Here is a 20,795-nt window from a genome sequence, read left to right on the forward strand (position 1 = left end):
GGGGATGAGGATCACCCTGGTGGACCATCCCTTAGTCCAGCACAAGCTGGCTCACCTCCGGGATAAGCGCACGGGTGCCAAGGACTTTCGCGAGCTAGCGGAGGAGGTATCCCTCCTCATGGCCTACGAGGCCATGAGGGACCTGGAGCTTACGGAAACCACCGTGGAAACCCCCGTGGCCCCCGCCCGGGTCAAGGTGCTTTCCGGCAAGAAGTTGGCCCTGGTGGCGATCTTGCGGGCTGGATTGGTCATGGTGGAGGGCATCCTCAAGCTGGTGCCCCATGCCCGCGTGGGGCACATCGGCCTCTACCGGGACCCCGAGTCCTTAAAGCCCGTTCAGTACTACGCCAAGCTACCCCCAGATATCCACGAGCGCCGGGTCTTCCTCCTGGACCCCATGCTGGCCACAGGGGGTAGCGCCAGCCGCGCCCTCACCCTCCTCAAGGAGAAAGGGGCCACGGGAATCAAGCTCATGTGCCTCATCGCCGCCCCCGAGGGCCTGGAGCGCATCGCCCAAGACCACCCTGACACCGAGGTGGTGGTGGCGGCCATCGACGAGCGCCTGAACGACCACGGTTACATCGTTCCCGGCCTGGGGGACGCCGGGGACCGGATCTACGGGACCAAATGACCGAGCTTCTGAAGAAGATAGGCATCGCCGAGCCCACGGGCACAGGCTGGCTCACCGTGGTCTTCGCCTTCCTGGTGGCCCTTTTCTTCACCTGGCGCTTCCTGCCCCATGTGCGCCGCTTCGCCCTCAAGGTGGGCTGGGCGGACATGCCCAACGAAAGGCGCCTCAACCGGGAACCCCTGCCCAACGCCGGAGGCTTGGCGGTGTACGCCGGGGTGGTGCTGGCCCTGGTGGTGGCCGCCTTCCTAAGGCCCATCCTGGTGGAACAGGTGCTTATCCAAATCCTCGCCATCCTCTTGGGAGGAGCTTGGCTGGTGCTGGTGGGCTTCATCGACGACCAGTTCGGCCTCCCACCCCTCTTCCGCCTCTTCGTGCAAACCCTGGCCGCCCTCCTCCTCATGGCGGTGGGGGTGCGGTTCGAGGCCGCCTTCGGCACCCCCCTGGATCCCGTCTTAGGGTTTTTCCTCACCTGGCTCTGGGTGGTGGGAATCACCAACGCCCTGAACCTCATGGACGGCCTGGATGGGCTGGCGGGCGGGGTGGCGTACATCAGCGCCATGAGCCTCCTCTTCGTGAGCGCCCAGTTTCCCTACTGGGCGGCAGGCACCCTGGTCCTGGCGGCCCTGGCCGGGGCAGCCCTGGGCTTCCTGCGGCACAACCTCCACCCAAGCCGCATCATCCTGGGGGATGCGGGGGCTTACTTCCTGGGCTTCACCCTGGCGGCCACCTCCCTTCTTGGCAACCTAAAGCTCACCACCTTTTTGGGCCTCCTGCCCCCGGCCCTCTTTCTCCTCCTTCCCATCCTGGACACCACCCAGGTGGTGGTGCGTAGGCTATTGCGGGGGCAAAACCCCCTTTCCACCCCCGGCAAGGACCACATCCACCACCGCCTCCTCGCCCGGGGACTTTCCCAAAGGCGGGTGGCCTTCCTCCTGTGGGGGCTCGCCCTCCTCTTCAACCTTCTGGCCATGGCCTACCTGGGCATGCCCAAGGAGGCCATCCTGGCAGGCCTTTTCGCCACGGTTTCCGGCCTGGGGTGGGTGACCTACCGCCGCCTCAGGGCCCTTTGGAGGGAGGCAGAATAGCATGAAGCGGGTGGTCCTAGCCTTCGGCACCCGGCCCGAGGCCACCAAGATGGCCCCGGTCTACCTGGCCCTGAAGGAGCACCCCCATATCAAACCCCTGGTCCTCCTCACCGGCCAGCACCGGGAGCAACTCAGGCAGGCCTTAGGGCTTTTTGGCATCCAAGAGGACCGCAACCTGGACGTGATGCAAGAGCGCCAGGCCCTGCCGGACCTGGCGGCCCGCATCCTGCCCCAGGCGGCCAGGGCCCTCGAGGAGATGCGGGCGGACTACGTGCTGGTCCACGGGGACACCCTCACCACCTTCGCCGTGGCCTGGGCCGCCTTTCTGGTGGGGCTTCCCGTGGGGCACGTGGAGGCAGGCCTAAGAAGCGGTAACCTCAAAGAACCCTTCCCCGAGGAGGCCAACCGCCGCCTCACCGATGCGCTCACCGACCTGGACTTCGCCCCCACCCCCCTGGCCAAGGAGAACCTGCTAAGAGAGGGCAAGAAGGAGGAAACCATCCTGGTCACCGGCCAGACGGGGGTGGATGCCGTGCTCCTGGCCGCCCGGCTGGGCCGGCTCCCTGAGGGACTTCCCCCTGGCCCTTACGTGACCGTTACCATGCACCGGCGGGAAAATTGGCCCATCCTGGGGGAGCTGGCCCGGGCCCTCAAGCGGGTGGCCGAGGCCTTCCCCCACCTCACCTTCGTCTACCCCGTGCACCTGAACCCCGTGGTGCGGGAGGCGGTCTTCCCCGTGCTCAAAGGGGTGAAGAACTTTCTCCTCCTGGACCCCTTGGACTACGGGCCCATGGCCGCCTTGATGCGGGAAAGCCTCCTCCTCGTTACCGATTCCGGGGGGCTCCAGGAGGAAGGAGCGGCCCTGGGGGTTCCCGTGGTGGTGCTCAGGAACGTAACGGAAAGGCCGGAAGGCCTCGAGGCGGGCATCCTCAAGCTGGCGGGCACCGACCCCGAAAGGGTATACCGGGTGGTGGCGGGGCTTTTGGGAAACCCGGAGGAACTGGCCCGCATGCGCCAGGCCAAGAACCCCTACGGGGATGGCCGTGCGGGAGAGCGGGTGGCGAGGGGCGTGGCCTGGCGGTTGGGCCTAGGTCCTAGGCCCGAGGACTGGCGCCCTTAGGCCAGGGGCGAAGCTGGTAAAAGCCCACGAGCAACACCGCACTCCCTAGGGCCAAGGCCGCGAAGCGGCCACCCAAAAGCTCAAACAAGAGCCCGGTGAGGTAAGCCCCCAAAGGCCCGGTTCCCATCATCACCAGGCTGTACACCGCCATCACCCGGCCCCGGATCCGGTCGGGCACGGAAAGTTGCACCAAGGTATTGGCGTTGATGAGCACGGAGATCATCCCGAATCCTCCCAGGGCCAAAAAGAAGGGGGCCAGGAAGGCGTAGGGCAGGAAAAGGCCCAGGTGGGCCAGGGAAAGGGAAAAGACCCCAAGAAGAAGCCTGCCCGGCTTGGGTCTGCCCGTGAAGGCCATGACCAAGGCGGCCCCCAGGGCCCCAAACCCCACGCTGGAAAGGAGGCCACCATAGCCAGCGGCGGAAAGGCCCAGCACCAGCCGGGAATAGGCGGGCACCAGGGTCTGGAAGTTCATGCCCAAGAGGCTTGCGAAGAGCACCAGCCCCACCACCCGGCGCACCACCGGATGCTCGAGGACAAACCGCACCCCCTCCTGGGCCTCCCGCCACCAGCGGCCATCCCCTTCCTCCCCCCTAGGCCCCAAAGGTACCCGGCGCAGGACGAAGAGAAGGGGCAAAAAGGAGAGGGCATTGGCCAGATAGGCCACTCCCACGCCCAAAAGGGCGATCAACACCCCGGCTAGGGCCGGCCCCAACAACCTGCTGGTGTTGAAGCCAAAGGAGTTAAGGGCGATGGCCCCCGGATACCGGTCCCTGCCCGCCAGTTCCACGGTGAAGCTCTGGCGCACCGGGAGGTCCATGGCGTTGAGGGCCCCATAGAGGAAGGCGAAGAGGAGCACGTGGCCGTAGCGCACCTGCCCGGTAAGGATGAAAAAGGCCATGAAGAGGGCCAGAACCATCATGCCCCCCTGGGTAAAAATAAGAAGGTTCCGCTTGGGGTAACGGTCCGCCAACACCCCGGCGGGGAGGGAGAGGAGCAAGGAAGGCAGGAACTGCAAGGCCACCACCAGCCCAAGCCTCTCCGCACTACCCGTAAGGAGGAGGACCAACCAGCCCTGGGCCGCCGACTGCATCCAAGTACCCATCTGAGAGGTGAAAAGGGCGAGCCAGTAAGAACGATAAAGAGGGTCTTTCAGGAGGGCCAAGGCCAGCACCCCCTTATCCTACGACTGACTGACCGGTCATTACCAACCCCACCGCCAGCCTGTGCGTATACTGAGGCATGCTCCAGCGCGGCTTTCCCCTGTTCCGCGTTTTGGGGATCCCCCTTTACTTGGATTTCTCCTTTCTCCTGATGCTGCCCCTCCTGGCCTTCCTTATCGGCAGCAACCTGCCCATTTATCTGGATCTATTTCACCTTCCCCAGGACCCCTCCCTGCTCCAGGGCACCCTGCCCTTCCTCCTGGGACTTTCCGCGGCCCTTGGCCTTTTCGCTTCCGTGCTTTTGCACGAGCTCGGGCACGCCCTGGTAGCCCGGCGCTTCGGTATAGAAACCAAACGCATCACCCTGTGGCTCCTGGGCGGGGTAGCCCAGATGGAAAGGATCCCCAGGGAACCCAAAAAGGAACTCTGGGTTGCTTTGGCGGGCCCAGCGGTGAGCTTTGCCCTGGCCCTCTTCTTCCGTTTGGTGCAGGCGGAATCCGGGGCCTTGGGGTTTCTCACCCACTATTTGGCCCTGGTCAACCTGATGCTGGGGCTATTCAATCTCCTTCCCGCCCTGCCCTTGGATGGAGGCCGGGTCTACCGGGCCCTTTTGGCCATGCGCAAGCCCTACCCCCAAGCCACCCGGCAGGCCTTGGCCTTGAGCCAGGCGGTGGCCTGGGCCTTGGGGCTATTCGGCCTTGTGATCTTCAATCCCCTCTTGGTCCTCATCGCCTTTTTCGTGTACATGGCCTCGAGGGCCGAGGTGGAGGCAACCCTCCTGGCCCAGGCGCTAAGCGGGCTCAAGGTCAAGGACCTCATGACCCCAAACCCCCTGGTCATCCCCCCAGAGCTTACGGTCCAGGAAGTCTTGGGCCTGGCCCTGGCCCACAAGGTTTCCGGCTTTCCCGTGGTGGAGGAGGGGCGGGTCGTAGGGGTAGTGGGCCTCGAGGGGCTGGAGGGCGCCAACCCCCTGGCCCCCGTGGTTCACTACCTAAAAGAACCCCTGATCCTCTCCCCCGAGGAGGACGCCCTCACCGCCCTGGAGCGGATGGCCGAGCGGGGGTATGTCCGGGCCTTGGTCATGGAAGGGGAGCAGCTTCTCGGCATCCTCAGCAAGACCGATCTCCTAAGGGCCTTCCAGGTGCGGATGCTGGGACAACCCTCACCTTGACAGGTACCCAAGGGTAGGGTAGGTTAGGAGCGCAAAAGTATACGGGAGGTGACCATGAAGAGAACCCTTATCCTTATCGGCTTGGTAGCCCTAGGACTGGCCCTAGCCCAGAAACCCAAGGTGGTGATCGGCACGGGAAGCACCGGAGGGGTCTTCTTCTATTACGGTACCGCCATGGCCGACATCCTCAACAAGGCCGGGGCGGTGGAAGCCCAGCCGGTCCAGACCGGCGGCTCCTACGACAACCTCCAGCTCCTGCGGGACCGCACCGGGGGAGGCACCTACTACTGCGCCCTCACCACCACCGACTCCGCCTACGTGGCCTACACCGGGGAGGAGCCCCGCTTCAAGGAAAAGCCCGCCAAGAACCAGCGGGTCCTCTTCTACATGTACCCCTCCTTCATCCACCTGGTGACCACGGAAAAGACCGGCATCAAGGTGGTGCAGGACCTTAAGGGCAAGCGGGTCTCCACGGGCCAGCCCGGCTCCAGCACGGAAAACCTGGCCCTCCTGGTGCTCCAGGGAGCAGGTGTGAAGCCCGAGAGCTTCGCCAAACGGGAGCGCCTGCCGGTGGCGGAAGGAGCCAAGGCCCTGGCCGAGGGCACCCTGGACGCCTTCTTCTGGGTGGGAGGCGTGCCCACCAGCTCCATCGTGGAGCTTTCCCAGACCCTGGCCCGCAAGGGGGACCGCATCTACCTGGTGCCCATCGACCCCAAGAGCACCACCGCCCAGGTGGTCATGAAAAAGTTCCCGGGCCTGGTGGATCCCTACAAGGTGCCCAAGAACATCTACAACACCCGCACCGATGTGCCGGGGCTCGCCACCGGCAACATCGTAGTCTGCCCGGACACCCTGCCCGCGGAGGCCGGCTATGCCATCGTGAAGGCCGTCTTCGAGAACCTGGACACCCTCCGCACCGCCGTGGCCGCCGCCAAGGACACCAGCCTCGAGGCTACCGCCAGGCTGCATGGAAGACTTCCCATCCCCTTCCACCCGGGAGCCGAGCGGTACCTGAAGGAGAAGGGCCTCATCAAGTAAGCCATGCCTTAGCCCGGGTGTCCTGGAACCCTCCAGGCCCCGGGCTTTTTTGGAGGAAGCCATGGAGCTAGAACATCCCAAGACTCCATCCACCCCTCTGGCCCGGCTGACCGACTGGATCTTGATCCTGGGAGCTCTTTACAGTCTGTATCTGGTCCTTCATCCCTTCACCCCCTTGGCCAAGGCCGAGATCCCCATCCTGGACATCGTCCAGCTCCAGCGAAGCACCCACGTCCTCTTCCTCCTCCTGGGAGGCTATCTGGTTTCCTTCTACCTCCCCCGGAAGCGCACCCTCGGAGCCTGGATTTACTTTTTCTTCACCCTTATCCCCCTTTACAACTTCCTCTTCCCCAGCGTCCCCGGGGTGAACCTGTCCTGGGAGGTCAAAGGGGTGGGCCTCCTCTACTGGGCGGTGGCGGTTTTACCCGCGGTCCTTCCAGGGCTGAAGCGCCCAGCCGACCTTCTCGCCATCCTCCTCGCCCTCTTTCCCACCCTTTACCAGCTCCGCTACTTTGAGGAACTGGTCTACCGGGCGGTGCTTCCCCAGCCCTGGGACATGGCCATGTCCTTTGGGCTCATCATGCTGGTCCTGGGCTTGGTCTACCGCCTCCTGGGACCGGTGATGCCGGTCCTGGTCCTCTTCTTCTTCAGCTACAACCTCTACGCCGACCTCTTCCCCGGGGCCTTCAAGGGAAGCCGCCAGGGGATTGATCTCCTCCTGGGCAAAACCTTCAACGAAACCGAGGCCGGAATCTACGGCCTCATCACCGGCGTATCCGCCAAGTACCTGGTTTACTTCACCCTGCTCTCCGGCATGATCGGGGCCCTGGGCTTAGGGCGGGTGGTGGCCAACCTGGCCCTGGCCCTGGTGGGCAAGCACCCCGCCACCCCCGGGCGGGTCACGGGCCTGGCCAGCGTCTTCATGGGGATGTTCTCCGGCTCCGGGGCCGCGGACACCCAGTTCGTGGCCGCCCTCACCAAGCCGCTTTTTGAAAGGGCCAACTACGACCGTCTGGTGGCCGCGGGCCTGGTGGCCACCGCGGGTACCATCGCCCTCATCACCCCCCCGGTCATGGGCTCCATCGCCTTCATCATGGTGGAGATCCTGCAGATCCCCTACCTGAAGGTGATCGTCATGGCCTTGGGGCCGGCCCTTCTTTACCTAACCACGGTGCTGGCCTTCAACGAGTTCTACTCCCGCAAGGCGGGCCTGCCCCCAGTTGGGGCAGAGCTCGGGATGAGCCGAAGGCGCTACGCCCTCCGCTACTCCATCCTCTTCCTTCCCATCCTCCTCATCGTGGCGATGCTCTACTTGGGCTACGAGGTGCGCACCGCGGCCAGCCTGGCTCTCCTCTTCTTCATCCTCATCGCCTACCTGGACCCCACCCTAAGGCCCAAGGGCATCGCCCCCATCTTCCAAGGGCTAGCGGACGGCTTCCGCACCCTCTTGCCCATCGGCACCGCGGTGACCGCCGCCAACCTCATCTTCGCCATGATGGTCATCAGCGGGCTTCCCTCCAAGTTCAGCCAGCTTCTCCAGCAGGTCTCCGGGGAAAGCCTCCTCCTCGCCACCCTCATCACCGCCCTCTTCAGCCTGGTCCTGGGCATGGGGGTACCCCCCACGGCCACCTACGTGCTCACCTCGGCCCTCACCGCCCCAGCCATCATCGCCCTAGCCAAGCAAAACGGCATTCCCGACTCCGCCGCCGTCCTTGCCACCCACATGTTCCTCTTCTACTACGCGGTGCTGGCGGATGTGACGCCCCCCGTAGCCCTCTCCGCTTACGCCGCCAGCAGCGTCTTTGGCACCAACCCCCTGGTTACCGGGGTTTATGCGGCGCGGGTGGCCCTTTCCAAGTACCTGGTGGGCTTCTTCTTCCTCCTCTCCTATTCGGGCACCGCTCTCCTCATCGTCCCCGTTCTGGAAAACTCCCCCGCCGCTGAGGCTTGGCCCATGATCTTGGAACGCTTCCTGTCCGTAGCCATTGGCATCGTCTACCTCTCGGCCTCCGCAGCGGGCTACACCCGAAGACCCCTTGCCCGTTGGGAGGCCTGGGCTTTGGGCATCCTGGCGGTCTTCCTCTTCGCGCCCTACGGACCCCTGAACCTGGCAGCTTTCCTGCTCGGGCTTCCCTTCTTCCGCAAAGGGTTGACGGGAGCACGCGGGAAGCCTTAGGGTAAGGCCGAAGGAAAGGGGGTAAGGCTATGAAGAGAGCCCTGTTGATCCTCTTGGCCTTGGCGGGTTTGGGTCTTGCCCAGAAGCCCAGGGTGGTGATCGCCACCGGGGGTGTGGGGGGGGTTTACTTCTACTACGGCACCACCCTGGCGGAGATTTGGAGCAAAGCCGGGGTAGCCGAGGCCCAGGCCATCCAGACCGCGGCTTCCATTGACAACCTGCTCCTTCTGGAAAACCGCACAGGCGGGGGCACCTACTACTGCGGCACCGTGTTGCCCGATTCCGCCTATTTGGCCTACACCGGTCAGCACGATCGCTTTAAGGACAAACCCGCCAAGAACACCCGCATCCTCTTCGCCATGTACCCCAACTTCCTGCACATCGTCACCCGGGAGGGAACGGGCATCCGGGTGGTGCAGGATCTGAAGGGGAAGCGGGTGTCCACCGGAGCCCCGGGCTCGGGTACCGAGGTGGAAGCGCTCTTGGTGCTCCAGGCGGCAGGGCTTTCCCCCAAGGACTTCGCCAAGCAGGAGCGCCTGGGGGCCCAGGAAAGCGCCAACGCCCTGGCCGAGGGCAACATCGATGCCTTCTTCTGGTCGGGAGGCCTCCCCACCGGGGCCATCACCGAGCTTTCCGCCGCCCTGGCCCGGAAAGGGCAGAGGATCCACCTGGTGCCCCTGGATCCCAAGAGCACCGTGGTGCAGACCTTCCAGAAGCGCTTTCCCGGCCTCGCCGGCCCTGGGGTGATCCCCAAGGCGGTCTACGGGGCCCGGAGCGACACCCCCACCCTCACCTTCTGGAACCTCTTCGTCTGTCCGCAAAGCCTGCCGGAGGAGGCCGCCTACGCCCTCACCAAGGCCACCTTTGAGAACCTGGCCACCCTGCGCCAGGCGGTGGCCGCTGCCCGGGATACCACCCTGGAAAACGCGGTTCGCTTCGTGGGGGGCACCATCCCCTACCACGAGGGGGCCTTGCGCTACTTCCGGGAAGCCGGGGCCCTGAAGTAGGCCGGTGAAGCCCACCATTTTCCGCAACAAGCTGGCCCAGCTCCCTAGGAGCTGGGCCTTTTGGCTGACCCTGGCCCTTCTCGGCCTGGTCCGGGTGGTGGTGGTGGAGGACGGACAGCAAAAGCGGTATCTCTTCCTGAGCGCCTGGGAGCAAGGACGGGTGGAGTTCGTCAACTCGGTGACGGGGAAGCCCGTCCTCTTGGAGTTCCACCTGCCCTGGGCCTTCCAGGGCTTTCGGGCCTTCACCGACCCGGAAACGGAAGCCTATTACACCGCAGGTGAATACCCGTGGAACCAGGCGCTGGCCAGGGAGAGGCGGAAAACCCTGGCCTACTGCTCCGAGGTGGGACTGGCCTTAAGGCTGGGTAGCACCTGGTTCCGCGTGGAAAAGGGATGCCTTCGCCTCCGCCTCCTCTGGCCCCCTTAACGGAGGATCTGGGGGACTACCTTCAGGGTGAGGGTGCGGCCCTGGCGCCAGACCTCGAGGCTCACCGCCTCCCCCGGCTTCTTGCCGTAGAGCACCTGGCGGAGCTGGGCGATGGAGCCAAGGGGCACCCCATCCGCCTTCAGGAGGACATCCCCGTCTACCCCCACCTGGAGGGCCTCCCCCGTGGGAAGCTGGATGTAGGCAAAGCGGCTTGGGGGGCGAAGACCTGCCCGCTGGGCGGGGCTATTCCGCTCCACCTCCTGCACCATGAGGCCAGTGCTGGGTAGGTTGTACTGCTGCCGGAGCCTGTCCGGGTAGACGGAGAGAGGGATGAGGGACACGCCAAGACGAGGGCGGTTCCTTATGATCTCCTCCGTGGTCAGGGTTTTTCCCGCCTTCAGCTCGGGCAAGTACTGCTTCACCAGGTTGATGGGCAGGGCAAACCCCACCCCGGCGAACTGGGCGGCCCCGAACTGGCCCGTGGGGGTGAAGATGGCGGTGTTGATGCCGATCACCTCCCCGCGGGAGTTGAGAAGAGGACCGCCGGAGTTTCCAGGGTTGATGGCGGCATCCGTCTGGATCACCTGGGGCACCAGACCCGACTCGTCCCCGATGGCCCCGGGGTTTTCCCGGATGGCGGAGACGATCCCCTGGGTCACGGTGAACTCCAGGCCGAAGGGGTTCCCCATGGCGATGGCCTTCTGGCCCACGCGGATGCGGTCCGAGTCCCCCAGAACCAAGGGTACCAGCTTCTCCTTGGGAGCCTCCACCTTGAGGAGGGCCAGGTCCAGAGGCGGGGCCGCCCCCACCAGCTTGGCCCGATACTCCTTGGGGTCGTTGTGGAACTTCACGGTGATCTGGCTCGCCCCCTCTACCACGTGGTAGTTGGTGAGGATGTACCCCTCCCTATCGATGACGAAGCCCGAGCCCGTGCCCTCTTGCGGGGGCATCTGCAAAAATGGAGCAAAGAACTCAAATCCGGGGGGAAGCTGGACACTTTGGGGACGGGTCACCACCCCCACGTAGACCACCCCGTCCCCGTACTTTTCCACGATCTCCACCGTGTTGCGCTCGTACTCCAAAAGCCCTGCCTCGGCAGGAGCAGGAGCGGGTTGGGAACGCTGGGTCTGGCCGTTGCTCAAACCCCACCAAAGCACGGCCCCCGCCATCAGGGAAAGCACCAGAAAACCTAAGAAGGAACGGCCCAGGTTCATGCGCCACCTCCCGAACTCACCTTACGCTTTCCCGGTTAGGCACCGATTAGACGAAGACCACGGTCTTGTTGCCGTGGACGAGGATGCGGTCCTCGAGGTGCCAGCGCACCGCCCGGGCCAAAACGGTGCGCTCCAGCTCCTGCCCCAGCCTGCGCATCTCCGCCACCGTGTGGCGGTGGGATACCCGCACCACATCCTGCTCGATGATGGGCCCCTGGTCCAGCTCCTCGGTGACGTAGTGGGCGGTGGCCCCGATCAGCTTTACCCCCCGCTCGTGAGCCTGGCGGTAGGGGTCGGCCCCGGCAAAGGCCGGCAGGAAGGAATGGTGGATGTTGATGATGCGCATGGGGTAGCGGGCCACGAAACCAGGGGATAGGATCTGCATGTAACGGGCCAGAACCACCAGCTCCACCCTTTCCTCCTCCAGAAGGGCCAGGATCCTTTCCTCCGCCTCCTCTTTCCTTCCCTTCTCCACCGGCACGTGGTGGTAGGGGATACCGAAGCGCTCCACCTCCTCCTGGTGGTGGGGGTGGTTGGAGATCACCATCCGGAGGTCCATGGAAAGCTCCCCCACCCGGTAGCGCCAGAGGAGTTCCAAAAGGGCATGGGCTGGCTTGGAGACTAAAATGGCCACCCGCTTCTTTTCCGAGGCATAGGCCAGGCGCCACTCCATCTGGAAGCGGCTGGCCACCACGTCCTGGAAGGCTCTTTCCAAGGCAGGGCGGGAAAGGTCCAGGTGGGGGGTGGTGAAGGCCAGGCGCATGAAAAAGGTTCCCCCTTCGGGATCGGTGGAATACTGCTGCAGATCGGTGATGTTGGCCCCATGGGCGTACAGGAACCCGGAAACCGCAGCCACGATCCCGGGCCGGTCCGGGCAGGTGATGAGGAGCCGCGCCTCTTCCATAGGCGCTACTATATCCCCATGGACTGGCGGACCACCGACCTATCGGACGCCCATCCCGAGGCGGAAACCCTGCCCATGGTCTTTAGGAGCTTCGGGGGCAAGACCCGCTTCCAAGGGTGGGTGCGCACCCTGAAGGTCTTCCAGGATAACGCCCTGGTGCGAAGGGTGCTGGAGGAGGAAGGCCGAGGCCAGGTGCTGGTGGTGGACGGGGGAGGCTCCCTGAAGACCGCCCTTTTGGGGGGCAACCTGGCCCGACTGGCCTGGGAGCGGGGCTGGGCTGGGGTGGTGATCCACGGGGCCGTGCGGGATACCGAGGAGCTCAGGGAAGTGCCCATCGGCATCCTGGCCCTGGCGGCCACTCCCAGGAAAAGCGCCAAGGAGGGCCCGGGAGAGGTGGACGTACCCCTTAACCTCCCCTGGGCCAGAGTTCTTCCGGGAGACCTTCTTCTGGCCGACGAGGACGGGGTTCTTCTCCTGCCCTCGCCCCAGAGCGGCGGCCAAAGCGCCGGATGAGGTCCTCCTCCTTAAGGGCCAGCAGGGTGGGCCGCCCGTGAGGGCAGACCCAGGGGGTTTGGCACTGGAGGAGGGCATCCAGGAGGGCCTGGCCCTCGGCCCAGGACAGGGGGTGCCCTGCCTTCACCGCCGGCAGGCAGGCCAGGCGGGCCAGAAGCTCCGTGAGGCTTTTCCCCTCTCCCCTAAGGGCCTCGCGGAAGATCTCCGGAAGGAGGAGGGGATAGGGATGGAGGAAGGGGGGAGCCTTCAGGAGCCTGACCCTGCCTGGGCCAAAGGCCTCGAGGGCAAAGAGGGAGGCCAAGGCCTCCTGCCTTTCCGGCAAAAGGACCTCCTCCGCAGGGGAAAGCTCCACCAGAACCGGATAGGGAAGCTTCCTTAACCCCTCCTCCTTAAGGCGCCTTTGAAACTCCTCGTAGAGGACCCGCTCGTGGGCGGCATGCTGGTCCACCAGGTAGAGGGTATCCCCCGCCTCCGCCAGAAGATAGCTACCCCGGAACTGCCCCAGGTACCGCAAAGGGGGAAGCCCCGATGGGCTAGGCGGGCTTAAGGGCATGAGGGGCCTGGGTTCAGGGAGGCTACGGGCCAGGTTATGCCTTTGGAAGGCCTCCCTCAGACCTTCCTCCACAAAGGCCTCCACCTCCTCCAAGACCGCCACCTCCTCCTTCCGGGCATCCAGCCGGAGGCGGAAGGCCTCGAGGGGCAGGGTAAGGTTCAGGACACCCACGGGAAAATGCCCCTCGGGAAGAAGCTCCCGGTAGGCCCGGCGCACGGTTTTCAGCAAACCCTCCGGCCAGGCCACGGGACGGCCGTTGATGGCCAGGAAGAGGAGGTCAGGCCGGGTACGGGAGGCCTGGGGTCCGGAAAGCAAGCCCTGAAGCCGCATGCCCTTGGCCTCCCGCTCCACGGGCAAAAGCCTTTCCGCCAAAACCCGGCCAAAGGCCAGCCGGGCTGCTTCCTTAAGCCCCGCACCCGGGAAGAGGAGCCGGGCCTCCCCCTCTGCGAAAAAGGCCAGGGAAAGCCAGGGGTAGTGGAGGAGGTAGCGCCTTAAAAGCTCCGCCACCTCCCGCTCCGAGCCTTCCCCTTCCCACCCCACCACCTCCACCCGGGTCCCCGGGGGGGCGGGCACCTCTTTGAGCTCCACCCCTTCCTTCCTGGCCACCAGGAGCCCTCCCCCCACCTGCCTGCGGGGCCGGGAACGGATCCTGAGGAGGGCGGCTTGCCTTAACGCATAAAGGGCCTGGCCGCGGAAGCCCAGGGTGGTGATCCTCTTGGGGTCCAGAAGCTTGCTGGTGGCGAAGGGTTCCACCGCCAAGGGAAGCTCCGCAAAGGGGATTCCCTCGCCATCGTCCTCCACCACGATCCTCTCCCGCCCCCCGCCGAAAAGTTCCACCCGCACCCTTTTGGCCCCCGCGTCCAAGGCGTTTTCCAAAAGCTCCCGCACCGCGTCTCTGAGGGAAAAGACCACCTCCCCCCGGGCCAAAAGCCCCCGGAGCTCCTCAGGAAGGGCGCGGATCACCCCTTTATGGTATCCAGGGGAGCCCCCAGGGCCAAGGCCTTGAGCTCATGCAGGAGGTGGAGGGCCTCGAGGGGGGTCAGGGTGTTGGGATCCAGGGAGATGAGCTTCTCCAAAACCGCCTCTGCCGCTCCCTCCCTGCGGGCGGTGAGGACCTGGAGGAGGGACTTGGCCCGTTCCACCACCTCCTTGGGAAGCCCCGCCATCCTGGCCACCTCCACCCCGTAGCTCTTGGAGGCGGGACCGGGCAGGACCTGGTGGTAGAACACCAAACCCCCTTCCTCCTCCTTGGCGGCCACGTGGAGGTTTTTAAGCCGGGGAAGAGGCAGGGCGGTGAGCTCGAAGTAGTGGGTAGCGAAGAGGGTGTAGCACCACCTCTCGTGAAGGGCTTCGGCCACGGCGGTGGCGATGGCCACCCCGTCCAAGGAACTCGTCCCGCGGCCCACCTCGTCCAGAAGGACCAGACTTCTCTCCGTGGCCTCCTTGAGGATCAGGGCCACCTCCTCCATCTCCACCATGAAGGTGCTCCTGCCCCCCGCCAGGTCGTCGGAGGCCCCGATGCGGGTGAGGATGCGGTCAAAGAGGGGAAGGATGGCCTCCTCCGCGGGCACAAAGCTTCCGATCTGGGCCAGGAGGGCGATAAGGGCCGTCTGGCGAAGGTAGGTGCTCTTCCCCGCCATGTTGGGCCCGGTGACCAACACCAGGTGGTGGGCTGCCTCCAGGTCGTTGGGGACAAAGCTGGTGCGCCGCTCCACCACCGGGTGGCGCCCCCCGCGGATCTGAAGCCGATCGCCAAAACGGGGCCTCACGTAGCCGTAGCGCACCGCCACCTCCGCCAAGGCGGCATAGACGTCCAGCTCCGCCAGGACCCTGGCCGCCTCCCTGAGGGCCTCCGCCTCCCCTTTGGCCTTCTCCCTAAGTTCCAGAAAGACCTCCTCCTCCCGGCGGCGGATCTGGGCCTCGAGGCGGTAGAGCTCCCTTTCCCTCTCCTTGATCTCCGGCAGGGTGTAGCGTTGCCGGTCCTTCAGGGTCTGGATGGCCTTGTACTCCGAGGGCACCCTCTCGTAGTAGGGTCGGGTAACCTCCAGGTAGTAGCCGAAGACGGCGTTATAGCCCACCTTCAGGGTGGGGATGCCGGTTCTGGCCTTCTCCCGCTCCTCCAGCTCCAGGAAGTAGGCCACCCCCTCCCGGTGGGCCTGGCGCAGGGCATCCAGATGGGGATCGTACCCCTCACGGATGAGCCCCCCTTCGGAAAGCTTTAGGGAGGGATCCTCCACCAAGGCCGCCCTCAGCTCCTCCAGAAGGGAACCCAGGTCGGGCAGGGCCACCTCCTCCCCCAAAAGGGCCCGGAGCTCGGGCAGGATCTCCAGGCTACGGCGCAAGGAGCCCAGGTCCCGCGGGGATGCCCGCCCCATCTCCAGCCGGGTGGCCAGCCTTTCCAGGTCCGCCAGGCGGAAAAGAAGCCGCCTCACCCCCTCCCTTAGGGCCCCTTCCCGCACAAAGCGCTCCACCCGGTCCAGCCTGGCTTCCAGGGGACCCGCCTCCAGCAAGGGATGGCGCAGCCAGCTTTGCAACAACCTGCGGCCAAAAGCCGTACGGGTTTCGTCCAGAACCCCGAAGAGGGTGTCCTGGCCCCGGATGGGCTCGAAGACCTCGAGGGCCCTCAAGGTGGCCTCGGGCAGGTGCATGAAGGCCCCCGGGTCATAGGGGCGGAAGGGCCTGGGGGTGAACCCCTCCCCTTGGGTCCAGCGGGCGTACCAAAGAAGCGCTCCCTGGGCCCGGCGCAGGGCCAGGGGCCCCTCCCCTACCGGTTCAAAGGGAGCCTCCGAAAGCATAACGGGGAATCGCTTCTGGAATTCTTCCACAAATTCTTGGTTTTCCCTGAGCTCCGGGGCCAGGAGCACCTCGGCGGGACGGTGACGGAACAGCTCGTCGTAGAGGGCGCTCTTGCTCTTCAAAAGCGTCCCCTTGAACTCCCCTGTGGAAACGTCCAGAAAGGCCACCCCGAACCCATCCCCTGTGGCGATGGCCGCCAGGTAGTTAGCCTCCTTGGAAAGGAGGGTTTCCTGCACCAGGGTGCCGGGGGTAAGGAGCTGGGTCACCTCCCGTCGCACCAGGCCCTCGGCTTCCTCCGCCGGTTCCACCTGGTCGGCCACCGCCAGGCGGAAGCCCATCTTGAGAAGCCTTTCCGCGTAGGCGTCAAACGCCCGGATGGGGATCCCCGCCATGGGGGTGGTGAAGTCCTTGCTGGACTTATGGGTGAGGGCCAGGCCCAGGGCGCGGGCCAGCTTTTCCGCGTCCTCGCCGAAGCACTCGTAAAAGTCCCCCACCTGGAAGAGGAGGAGGTAGTCCGGGTAGCGGTCCCTAAGCTCCACGTACTGCTGCAGGAGAGGGGGGAGGGGACCTGGACCTTCGCCCTTGAGCATAGCCCCTATCATAATTCTCCCGTATACCCCCGTATAAGCTACACCAAATATACCCATCCATATCGCAATAAATCAGGCCCTACCCGAACTTGACATGGGTAAGGTGTAGCCCTTAGTATAGGGCTCAAATCGCAAGGGACAAAAGTCCAAGATTTCCCAACGAGGAGGAGCAGGATGGAGAAGTTAAACCGGCGCACCACGTTGAAGCTCATGGGCATGGGAGCTGCCTTGTTGGCCGCAGGGGGGCGGGGGCTGGCCCAGCAAGCTCCCACCGCTGACCAGCTGGTGAAGGGCAAGAACCCCAAGATGATTGTCCTCTCCCAGCGTCCCATTGTTCTGGAAACCCCCTATGACCTCTTGGTGAGCAACCCCGAGCGCACCCCCAAGGAAATCCTCTACATCCGCAACAACGTGGACCTTCCTGGCTACAACACCGTGGAGGGGGGGAACCTTGAGGGATGGAAGGTGGAGGTGGGCGGCCTGGTAGACAAACCCTTCAGCTTTGAGGCCAAAGAACTCCTCTCCTTGCCCCAGCACGAGGTCACTATGGTCCTGCAATGCTCGGGCAACGGCCGTTCCCTCTACCAGCCGCGCGCCTCCGGCAACCCCTGGAAGCGGGGGGGTGTGGGCAACGTCACCTTCCGGGGCGTGCGCCTTAAGGACCTCCTGGCCGCCAAAGGGGTCAAGCTGGGAGAAAAGGCCTATTACATCACCGCTCACGCCAGCCGTCAGGGCAACGCCCCAGAGTTCGTGCGCTCCGTGCCCATCCATGCCCTGGAAAATGCCCTTCTGGCCCTCTCCATGAACGGGGAACCGCTGCCCGCCGTTCATGGAGGCCCCATTCGCCTGGTCTTCCCCGGGTACTTCGGGGTCAACAACGTAAAGTGGGTGGAGAAGATCGAATTTACTGAGGCTGAGAACACCACCGCGGAACAGATCCCCCGCTACCGGGTACCCACCATTCCCAACGCCGCCATCCCCTTCCTGCCCCAAGAGCCTGGGAAAACTTACCCCTATACCTTCCAAAACTCCCGCCCCAACTGGCTGGTCACCCTCAACAGCTTCATCTTTGCCCCCCTCGAGGGCCAGACGGTAGAAGGCCCCTACGTGCGGGTGGAGGGAGTCGCCTTTAACGACGGCATCGTCCCCATCGTGAGCGTGGAGGTGTCCACCAACGGCGGCCGCACCTGGCACCAAGCCCAACTGGAACGCCAGGAAAAGAGCTTCGGCTGGATCCGCTGGCGGAACACCCTCTACCTCCGCCCCGGGGAGCACGAGATCATGGCCCGGGCCTGGGACGCTGCAGGCCGCAGCCAGCCCCTGGACGGCAACATCGCCTGGAACGAGAGGGGCTACGAGTACAGCGGGGTGATGCGGGTAAAGTTCGTCGTGACCTGAGGCTTGGGAAAGACCCTGGGGGAATCCGTGGGCCTATGTGTGGGGTCACCCCCAAACCTTACAAGGACTGAGACTTAAAGTGACAGCATGAGAAAACTTCTCCCGACCTTGACAATCGCTGCTTTTGGCCTGACGGGATACCTGGCCTTGAGCCAGTTCACCCTACCCGAGGGTCCCGGCCAAGAAGTGGTGCTGGCCAAGTGCCAGGCTTGCCACGACATCGGCTTCGTGGCCCGCGAGCGGCTTTCGCGGGAACGCTGGGACGCCGTCATCAACGAGATGGTCATGCGGGGCCTGCAGGTGACCCCAGAGGAACGCGCCGTAATCCTGGACTACCTGGCCACCTACCTGGGCACCGAACCCCCACCTGCCCCGCCGCCAGCCCAGGCCGCCGCCCCAAAGACCGGAGCCCAGGTCTACGCCAACTGCCAGGGGTGCCACGGACCCCAAGGCGAAGGCAACCCGCCCACCTTTCCCCCCCTCAAAGGGCACGTGGAAAGCCTGCTCAAGGCGGAAGGCGGTCGGGAGTATCTCCTCCTGGCCGTGCTTTATGGCGTGCAAGGGGAAGTCCAGATCGAAGGCCAGAAGTACACGGGCATCATGCCGGGCTTCGCCTGGCTTTCCGACGAGGAGCTGGCCCTGGTCCTCAACCATCTGGCGGCCTGGGGGGCCCCTCAAGGGTTCAGGCCCTTCACACCAGACGAGGTGAAGGCGGCCCGGGCCAAGCCCTTTACCCCAGAGGAGGTTCTGAAACTTCGGCAGGGGCTTAAACTGCCATGAGCGGGAAGGTCGTCTCCCTCCACCTGGGGCTGGGCTCGGGGTTACCCAAGCCCCGGGTGGAGGTCTTGGAGCTGGTGGCCGGCTTCGGGGCCAAAGGGGACCGGCATGCGGGTAAGGACCCCGACCGGGCGGTCCTGGTGGCCGGCCTTCCCTCCTACGAAAAGGCCAACGGGGCCGGCATCGAGCTTCCCTTTGGAGCCTTAGGGGAGAACCTCCTTTTGGATCTCGACCCCCACGACCTCCCCCCAGGTACCCGCCTAAGGGTAGGGGAAGCCCTTTTGGAGTTCTCCTACGTATGCACGGTCTGCTCCAGCCTTTCCCAGTTTGACCTGAGGCTTCCCAAGCTCCTCTATGGGGGCCGGGGGCTTTACGCCCGGGTCCTCGAGGGGGGGCTGGTGCGGGTGGGGGACCCCGTCCAGGTGCTTTTAGCCGTTTAACCGTGAAACCAGGGGGCCCGGGGGAAGCGTTCCCCGGGCCCCATTTGCTTTCCCAGTGGGCCCACAGCGGTTTAAACGCCCACTCCTATGGGAAGTCCAAAAGCCCAGTAGGCAGGCTTTTCCCCTTTGGGTTCGTTCAGCACCTCAATCCGCCCCTCGAGGCTCGCCTCCACCTCCTTGAGCTCCTTGAGGTAGTCCATGAAGCTTTCCGCATCGCTGAAGCCGGTGTCCACCCGGTAACCCTGGGCCTCCTTCAAAACGGTGAAGCCGTCCCCCCCGGCGGCGATGAAGTTGTTCACCGCCACCCGGTAGGTGGCCTCGAGGTCCAGGGGCACATAGCCCTTCTCCGTCCTCACCTCCACCCGCACCACCCGGTCCCCTGCGGGGCGGGCAAGGTCAAAGGCGTAGCGCAGGCCGGAAACCTGGAGGAAGCGGCCCGCCCCCTGCTCCCACTGGGACACGCCGTTTTCCAGTGCGGCCTTGATCTCCTTGCCCTTCAGGTCCATGACCACCAGGGTGTTGCCGAAGGGCAGGACCTCGTAGACCTTGCCCACGGTGATGGGCCCCTTGGGGATGGTGGCCCGGATGCCGCCGCCGTTTTGCAGGGCGATCTGCACCCCGGCATTCCGGGTCTTCCAGACCATGCCGTCGGCGATGAGGTTGCCCAGGTTGCTCTCCCGCTTGCGCACGATGGCCCTTTCGCCGATGAGGTCCACCTTGGCCTGGGCGATCACCTGGCCCATCAGGGCCATGACCGGCTGGGCGTAGGCCAGGAGGGCCTCCTTGGCGAAGAAGTCCTCAGGGGCCACCTCAGGGGTCATGAGGAAGGGCTCACCCTTGTAGGCAAGGAGCTCCCCCTTGGCGTCAAAGGTGACCTCCAAGAGGCCCACCACCTTCCCCCACTCCCAGGCCTGCACCACCAAGACGTCCTTGCCCTCGGGGTTCTTCACCACCGTGGGGTAGGGGCCCGCCGGGTTAAGCTCCTTGTGGGGGAAGCTCCCCAAGAGGGTGTGGGAGTGCCCGCCCACGATCACCTGGGCCCCCACGAGCCTCCGGGCCAGCTTCAGGTCCTCGGCGTAGCCCAGGTGGGAGAGGACGATGATCTTGTTCACTCCCTTTTGCAGGAGCTCGTATACCGCTTTCTGGGCGGTCTCGTAGGGGTCCAGGAAGTCCACGGTGGGCCCGGGGTTGGCGATCTCCCGGGTGTCCGGGGTGGTGAGGCCGATCACCCCCACCTTTTCCCCGCCCACCAAAACCACGGCATAGGGGGTAAAGAGCCCCTTGAGCCTGGGCTCCCGCTCCACCCCCACGTTGGCGGACACCACCTTAAACCGGGCTCCCTTCAAAAACTCCGCCAGGGGACCCGGCCCCAGGTCAAACTCGTGGTTGCCCAGGGCCATCACCCGGTAAAGGGCCCGGTGCATGAAGTACCGGTCCGCCAGGCCCCGGTACTGGTTGAAGTACAGGGTGCCCTGGAAGACGTCCCCAGCATCCAAGAAGAGGAGGTTCTTCCGGCCCGCCCTCAGCCGGTCAAAAAAGGCAATCCGCTGGGCCACACCCCCCACCCTCACCTTCTTGCCGGAAAGGGTGAGCTCCATGGGCTCCAGGTGAGCGTGGGTGTCGTTGGTGTGCACCAGGGTGAGGGTAAACCCCCCCTGGGCCCGCCCCAAGCCCAGGCCCGCCAAACCTAAAGCCGCTCCTGCCTTCAATATCTCGCGCCGCTTATACATACCCGACCTCCAGGCTTCAGTCTACCCAAGGCCGGGTCAGCTCAGGGTCAAGGACCTCGAGGCCA

Annotated in this window: 18 protein-coding genes; 12 read left to right on the forward strand and 6 right to left on the reverse strand. The window is 64.9% G+C overall.

The genetic code is table 11. The features are described from left to right. Nucleotides 1–4: 4 nt before the first annotated feature. The 3 genes from upp to wecB are packed head-to-tail and all read left to right on the forward strand — an operon-like array spanning nt 5 to nt 2,836. A complete protein-coding gene (upp, locus tag C2847_RS02475) occupies nt 5–631 on the forward strand; it encodes a uracil phosphoribosyltransferase (RefSeq protein WP_105316911.1) in 627 nt (208 codons plus the stop codon). Next, complete coding sequence (locus C2847_RS02480) at nt 628–1,716, forward strand: MraY family glycosyltransferase (protein ID WP_105316912.1); 1,089 nt, start codon at nt 628–630, stop codon at nt 1,714–1,716. Before upp ends, C2847_RS02480 begins: the two co-directional genes overlap by 4 nt. A gap of 1 nt (nt 1,717) precedes the next feature. After that, complete coding sequence (wecB, locus tag C2847_RS02485; RefSeq protein ID WP_105316913.1) at nt 1,718–2,836, forward strand: non-hydrolyzing UDP-N-acetylglucosamine 2-epimerase; 1,119 nt, start codon at nt 1,718–1,720, stop codon at nt 2,834–2,836. Here wecB and C2847_RS02490 read toward each other — a convergent pair. Beyond that, nucleotides 2,811–4,007, reverse strand: coding sequence for an MFS transporter (locus C2847_RS02490; protein ID WP_105316914.1), 1,197 nt, complete (start codon nt 4,005–4,007; stop codon nt 2,811–2,813). The genes wecB and C2847_RS02490 overlap by 26 nt on opposite strands. Before the next feature lie 68 nt (nt 4,008–4,075). Between C2847_RS02490 and C2847_RS02495 the strand changes: the two genes are divergently transcribed. The 5 genes from C2847_RS02495 (at nt 4,076) to C2847_RS02515 (ending at nt 9,815) form a co-directional block, all read left to right on the forward strand. Then, entirely contained in the window at nt 4,076–5,167 is a 1,092-nt protein-coding gene (locus C2847_RS02495; protein ID WP_105316915.1) for a site-2 protease family protein, read from the forward strand. Nucleotides 5,168–5,221: 54 nt separating this feature from the next. Then, nucleotides 5,222–6,205: a TAXI family TRAP transporter solute-binding subunit gene (locus tag C2847_RS02500; protein ID WP_105316916.1), complete on the forward strand. Its 984-nt coding sequence runs from the start codon at nt 5,222–5,224 to the stop codon at nt 6,203–6,205. A gap of 61 nt (nt 6,206–6,266) precedes the next feature. Continuing rightward, the gene (locus C2847_RS02505; RefSeq protein ID WP_105316917.1) at nt 6,267–8,381 is read left to right on the forward strand and encodes a TRAP transporter permease; all 2,115 of its coding nucleotides are present in this window, start codon (nt 6,267–6,269) and stop codon (nt 8,379–8,381) included. A gap of 29 nt (nt 8,382–8,410) precedes the next feature. Next, nucleotides 8,411–9,388, forward strand: coding sequence for a TAXI family TRAP transporter solute-binding subunit (locus tag C2847_RS02510; protein WP_105316918.1), 978 nt, complete (start codon nt 8,411–8,413; stop codon nt 9,386–9,388). A 4-nt stretch (nt 9,389–9,392) separates the two neighbouring features. Beyond that, nucleotides 9,393–9,815 (forward strand): hypothetical protein, encoded by a 423-nt coding sequence (locus C2847_RS02515; RefSeq protein WP_105316919.1) that lies wholly within the window; start codon nt 9,393–9,395, stop codon nt 9,813–9,815. Here C2847_RS02515 and C2847_RS02520 read toward each other — a convergent pair. Continuing rightward, nucleotides 9,812–11,029: a S1C family serine protease gene (locus tag C2847_RS02520; protein ID WP_105316920.1), complete on the reverse strand. Its 1,218-nt coding sequence runs from the start codon at nt 11,027–11,029 to the stop codon at nt 9,812–9,814. The genes C2847_RS02515 and C2847_RS02520 overlap by 4 nt on opposite strands. Before the next feature lie 46 nt (nt 11,030–11,075). Then, nucleotides 11,076–11,933, reverse strand: a complete 858-nt coding sequence (purU, locus tag C2847_RS02525; protein WP_105316921.1) for a formyltetrahydrofolate deformylase — start codon at nt 11,931–11,933, stop codon at nt 11,076–11,078. Between the two features lie 18 nt (nt 11,934–11,951). Here purU and rraA point away from each other — a divergent pair, with 18 nt between their 5' ends. After that, on the forward strand, nt 11,952–12,446 hold the full coding sequence (gene rraA / locus C2847_RS02530; protein WP_105316922.1) for a ribonuclease E activity regulator RraA: 495 nt from the start codon (nt 11,952–11,954) through the stop codon (nt 12,444–12,446). Here the strand turns inward: rraA and C2847_RS02535 are convergent. Continuing rightward, a complete protein-coding gene (locus C2847_RS02535; RefSeq protein ID WP_105316923.1) occupies nt 12,340–13,962 on the reverse strand; it encodes an ATP-binding protein in 1,623 nt (540 codons plus the stop codon). The two genes, rraA and C2847_RS02535, sit on opposite strands and share 107 nt — an antisense overlap. Next, entirely contained in the window at nt 13,959–16,385 is a 2,427-nt protein-coding gene (gene mutS, locus C2847_RS02540; protein ID WP_105316924.1) for a DNA mismatch repair protein MutS, read from the reverse strand. Before mutS ends, C2847_RS02535 begins: the two co-directional genes overlap by 4 nt. 174 nt (nt 16,386–16,559) lie before the next feature. Here mutS and C2847_RS02545 point away from each other — a divergent pair, with 174 nt between their 5' ends. The 3 genes from C2847_RS02545 (at nt 16,560) to C2847_RS02555 (ending at nt 19,000) form a co-directional block, all read left to right on the forward strand. Further along, nucleotides 16,560–17,783: a sulfite oxidase gene (locus tag C2847_RS02545; RefSeq protein ID WP_105316925.1), complete on the forward strand. Its 1,224-nt coding sequence runs from the start codon at nt 16,560–16,562 to the stop codon at nt 17,781–17,783. Nucleotides 17,784–17,870: 87 nt separating this feature from the next. Beyond that, nucleotides 17,871–18,563: a c-type cytochrome gene (locus C2847_RS02550; RefSeq protein WP_105316926.1), complete on the forward strand. Its 693-nt coding sequence runs from the start codon at nt 17,871–17,873 to the stop codon at nt 18,561–18,563. Continuing rightward, nucleotides 18,560–19,000 (forward strand): MOSC domain-containing protein, encoded by a 441-nt coding sequence (locus C2847_RS02555; protein WP_105316927.1) that lies wholly within the window; start codon nt 18,560–18,562, stop codon nt 18,998–19,000. Before C2847_RS02550 ends, C2847_RS02555 begins: the two co-directional genes overlap by 4 nt. A 71-nt stretch (nt 19,001–19,071) precedes the next feature. Here the strand turns inward: C2847_RS02555 and C2847_RS02560 are convergent, their stop codons facing one another. Then, entirely contained in the window at nt 19,072–20,730 is a 1,659-nt protein-coding gene (locus C2847_RS02560) for a bifunctional metallophosphatase/5'-nucleotidase (protein ID WP_105316928.1), read from the reverse strand. Nucleotides 20,731–20,795 lie beyond the last annotated feature (65 nt).

Source organism: Thermus tenuipuniceus, assembly GCF_002964845.1.
Taxonomy (GTDB): domain Bacteria; phylum Deinococcota; class Deinococci; order Deinococcales; family Thermaceae; genus Thermus; species Thermus tenuipuniceus.

Excerpts from the sequence above, each read along its gene's own strand:
- upp (WP_105316911.1), top strand. The coding sequence starts at position 5 with ATGAGGATCACCCTGGTGGACCATCCCTTAGTCCAGCACAAGCTGGCT.
- C2847_RS02480 (WP_105316912.1), top strand. The coding sequence starts at position 628 with ATGACCGAGCTTCTGAAGAAGATAGGCATCGCCGAGCCCACGGGCACA.
- wecB (WP_105316913.1), top strand. The coding sequence starts at position 1,718 with ATGAAGCGGGTGGTCCTAGCCTTCGGCACCCGGCCCGAGGCCACCAAG.
- C2847_RS02495 (WP_105316915.1), top strand. The coding sequence starts at position 4,076 with ATGCTCCAGCGCGGCTTTCCCCTGTTCCGCGTTTTGGGGATCCCCCTT.
- C2847_RS02500 (WP_105316916.1), top strand. The coding sequence starts at position 5,222 with ATGAAGAGAACCCTTATCCTTATCGGCTTGGTAGCCCTAGGACTGGCC.
- C2847_RS02505 (WP_105316917.1), top strand. The coding sequence starts at position 6,267 with ATGGAGCTAGAACATCCCAAGACTCCATCCACCCCTCTGGCCCGGCTG.
- C2847_RS02510 (WP_105316918.1), top strand. The coding sequence starts at position 8,411 with ATGAAGAGAGCCCTGTTGATCCTCTTGGCCTTGGCGGGTTTGGGTCTT.
- C2847_RS02520 (WP_105316920.1), bottom strand. The coding sequence starts at position 11,029 with ATGAACCTGGGCCGTTCCTTCTTAGGTTTTCTGGTGCTTTCCCTGATG.
- purU (WP_105316921.1), bottom strand. The coding sequence starts at position 11,933 with ATGGAAGAGGCGCGGCTCCTCATCACCTGCCCGGACCGGCCCGGGATC.
- rraA (WP_105316922.1), top strand. The coding sequence starts at position 11,952 with ATGGACTGGCGGACCACCGACCTATCGGACGCCCATCCCGAGGCGGAA.
- mutS (WP_105316924.1), bottom strand. The coding sequence starts at position 16,385 with ATGCTCAAGGGCGAAGGTCCAGGTCCCCTCCCCCCTCTCCTGCAGCAG.
- C2847_RS02545 (WP_105316925.1), top strand. The coding sequence starts at position 16,560 with ATGGAGAAGTTAAACCGGCGCACCACGTTGAAGCTCATGGGCATGGGA.
- C2847_RS02550 (WP_105316926.1), top strand. The coding sequence starts at position 17,871 with ATGAGAAAACTTCTCCCGACCTTGACAATCGCTGCTTTTGGCCTGACG.
- C2847_RS02555 (WP_105316927.1), top strand. The coding sequence starts at position 18,560 with ATGAGCGGGAAGGTCGTCTCCCTCCACCTGGGGCTGGGCTCGGGGTTA.
- C2847_RS02560 (WP_105316928.1), bottom strand. The coding sequence starts at position 20,730 with ATGTATAAGCGGCGCGAGATATTGAAGGCAGGAGCGGCTTTAGGTTTG.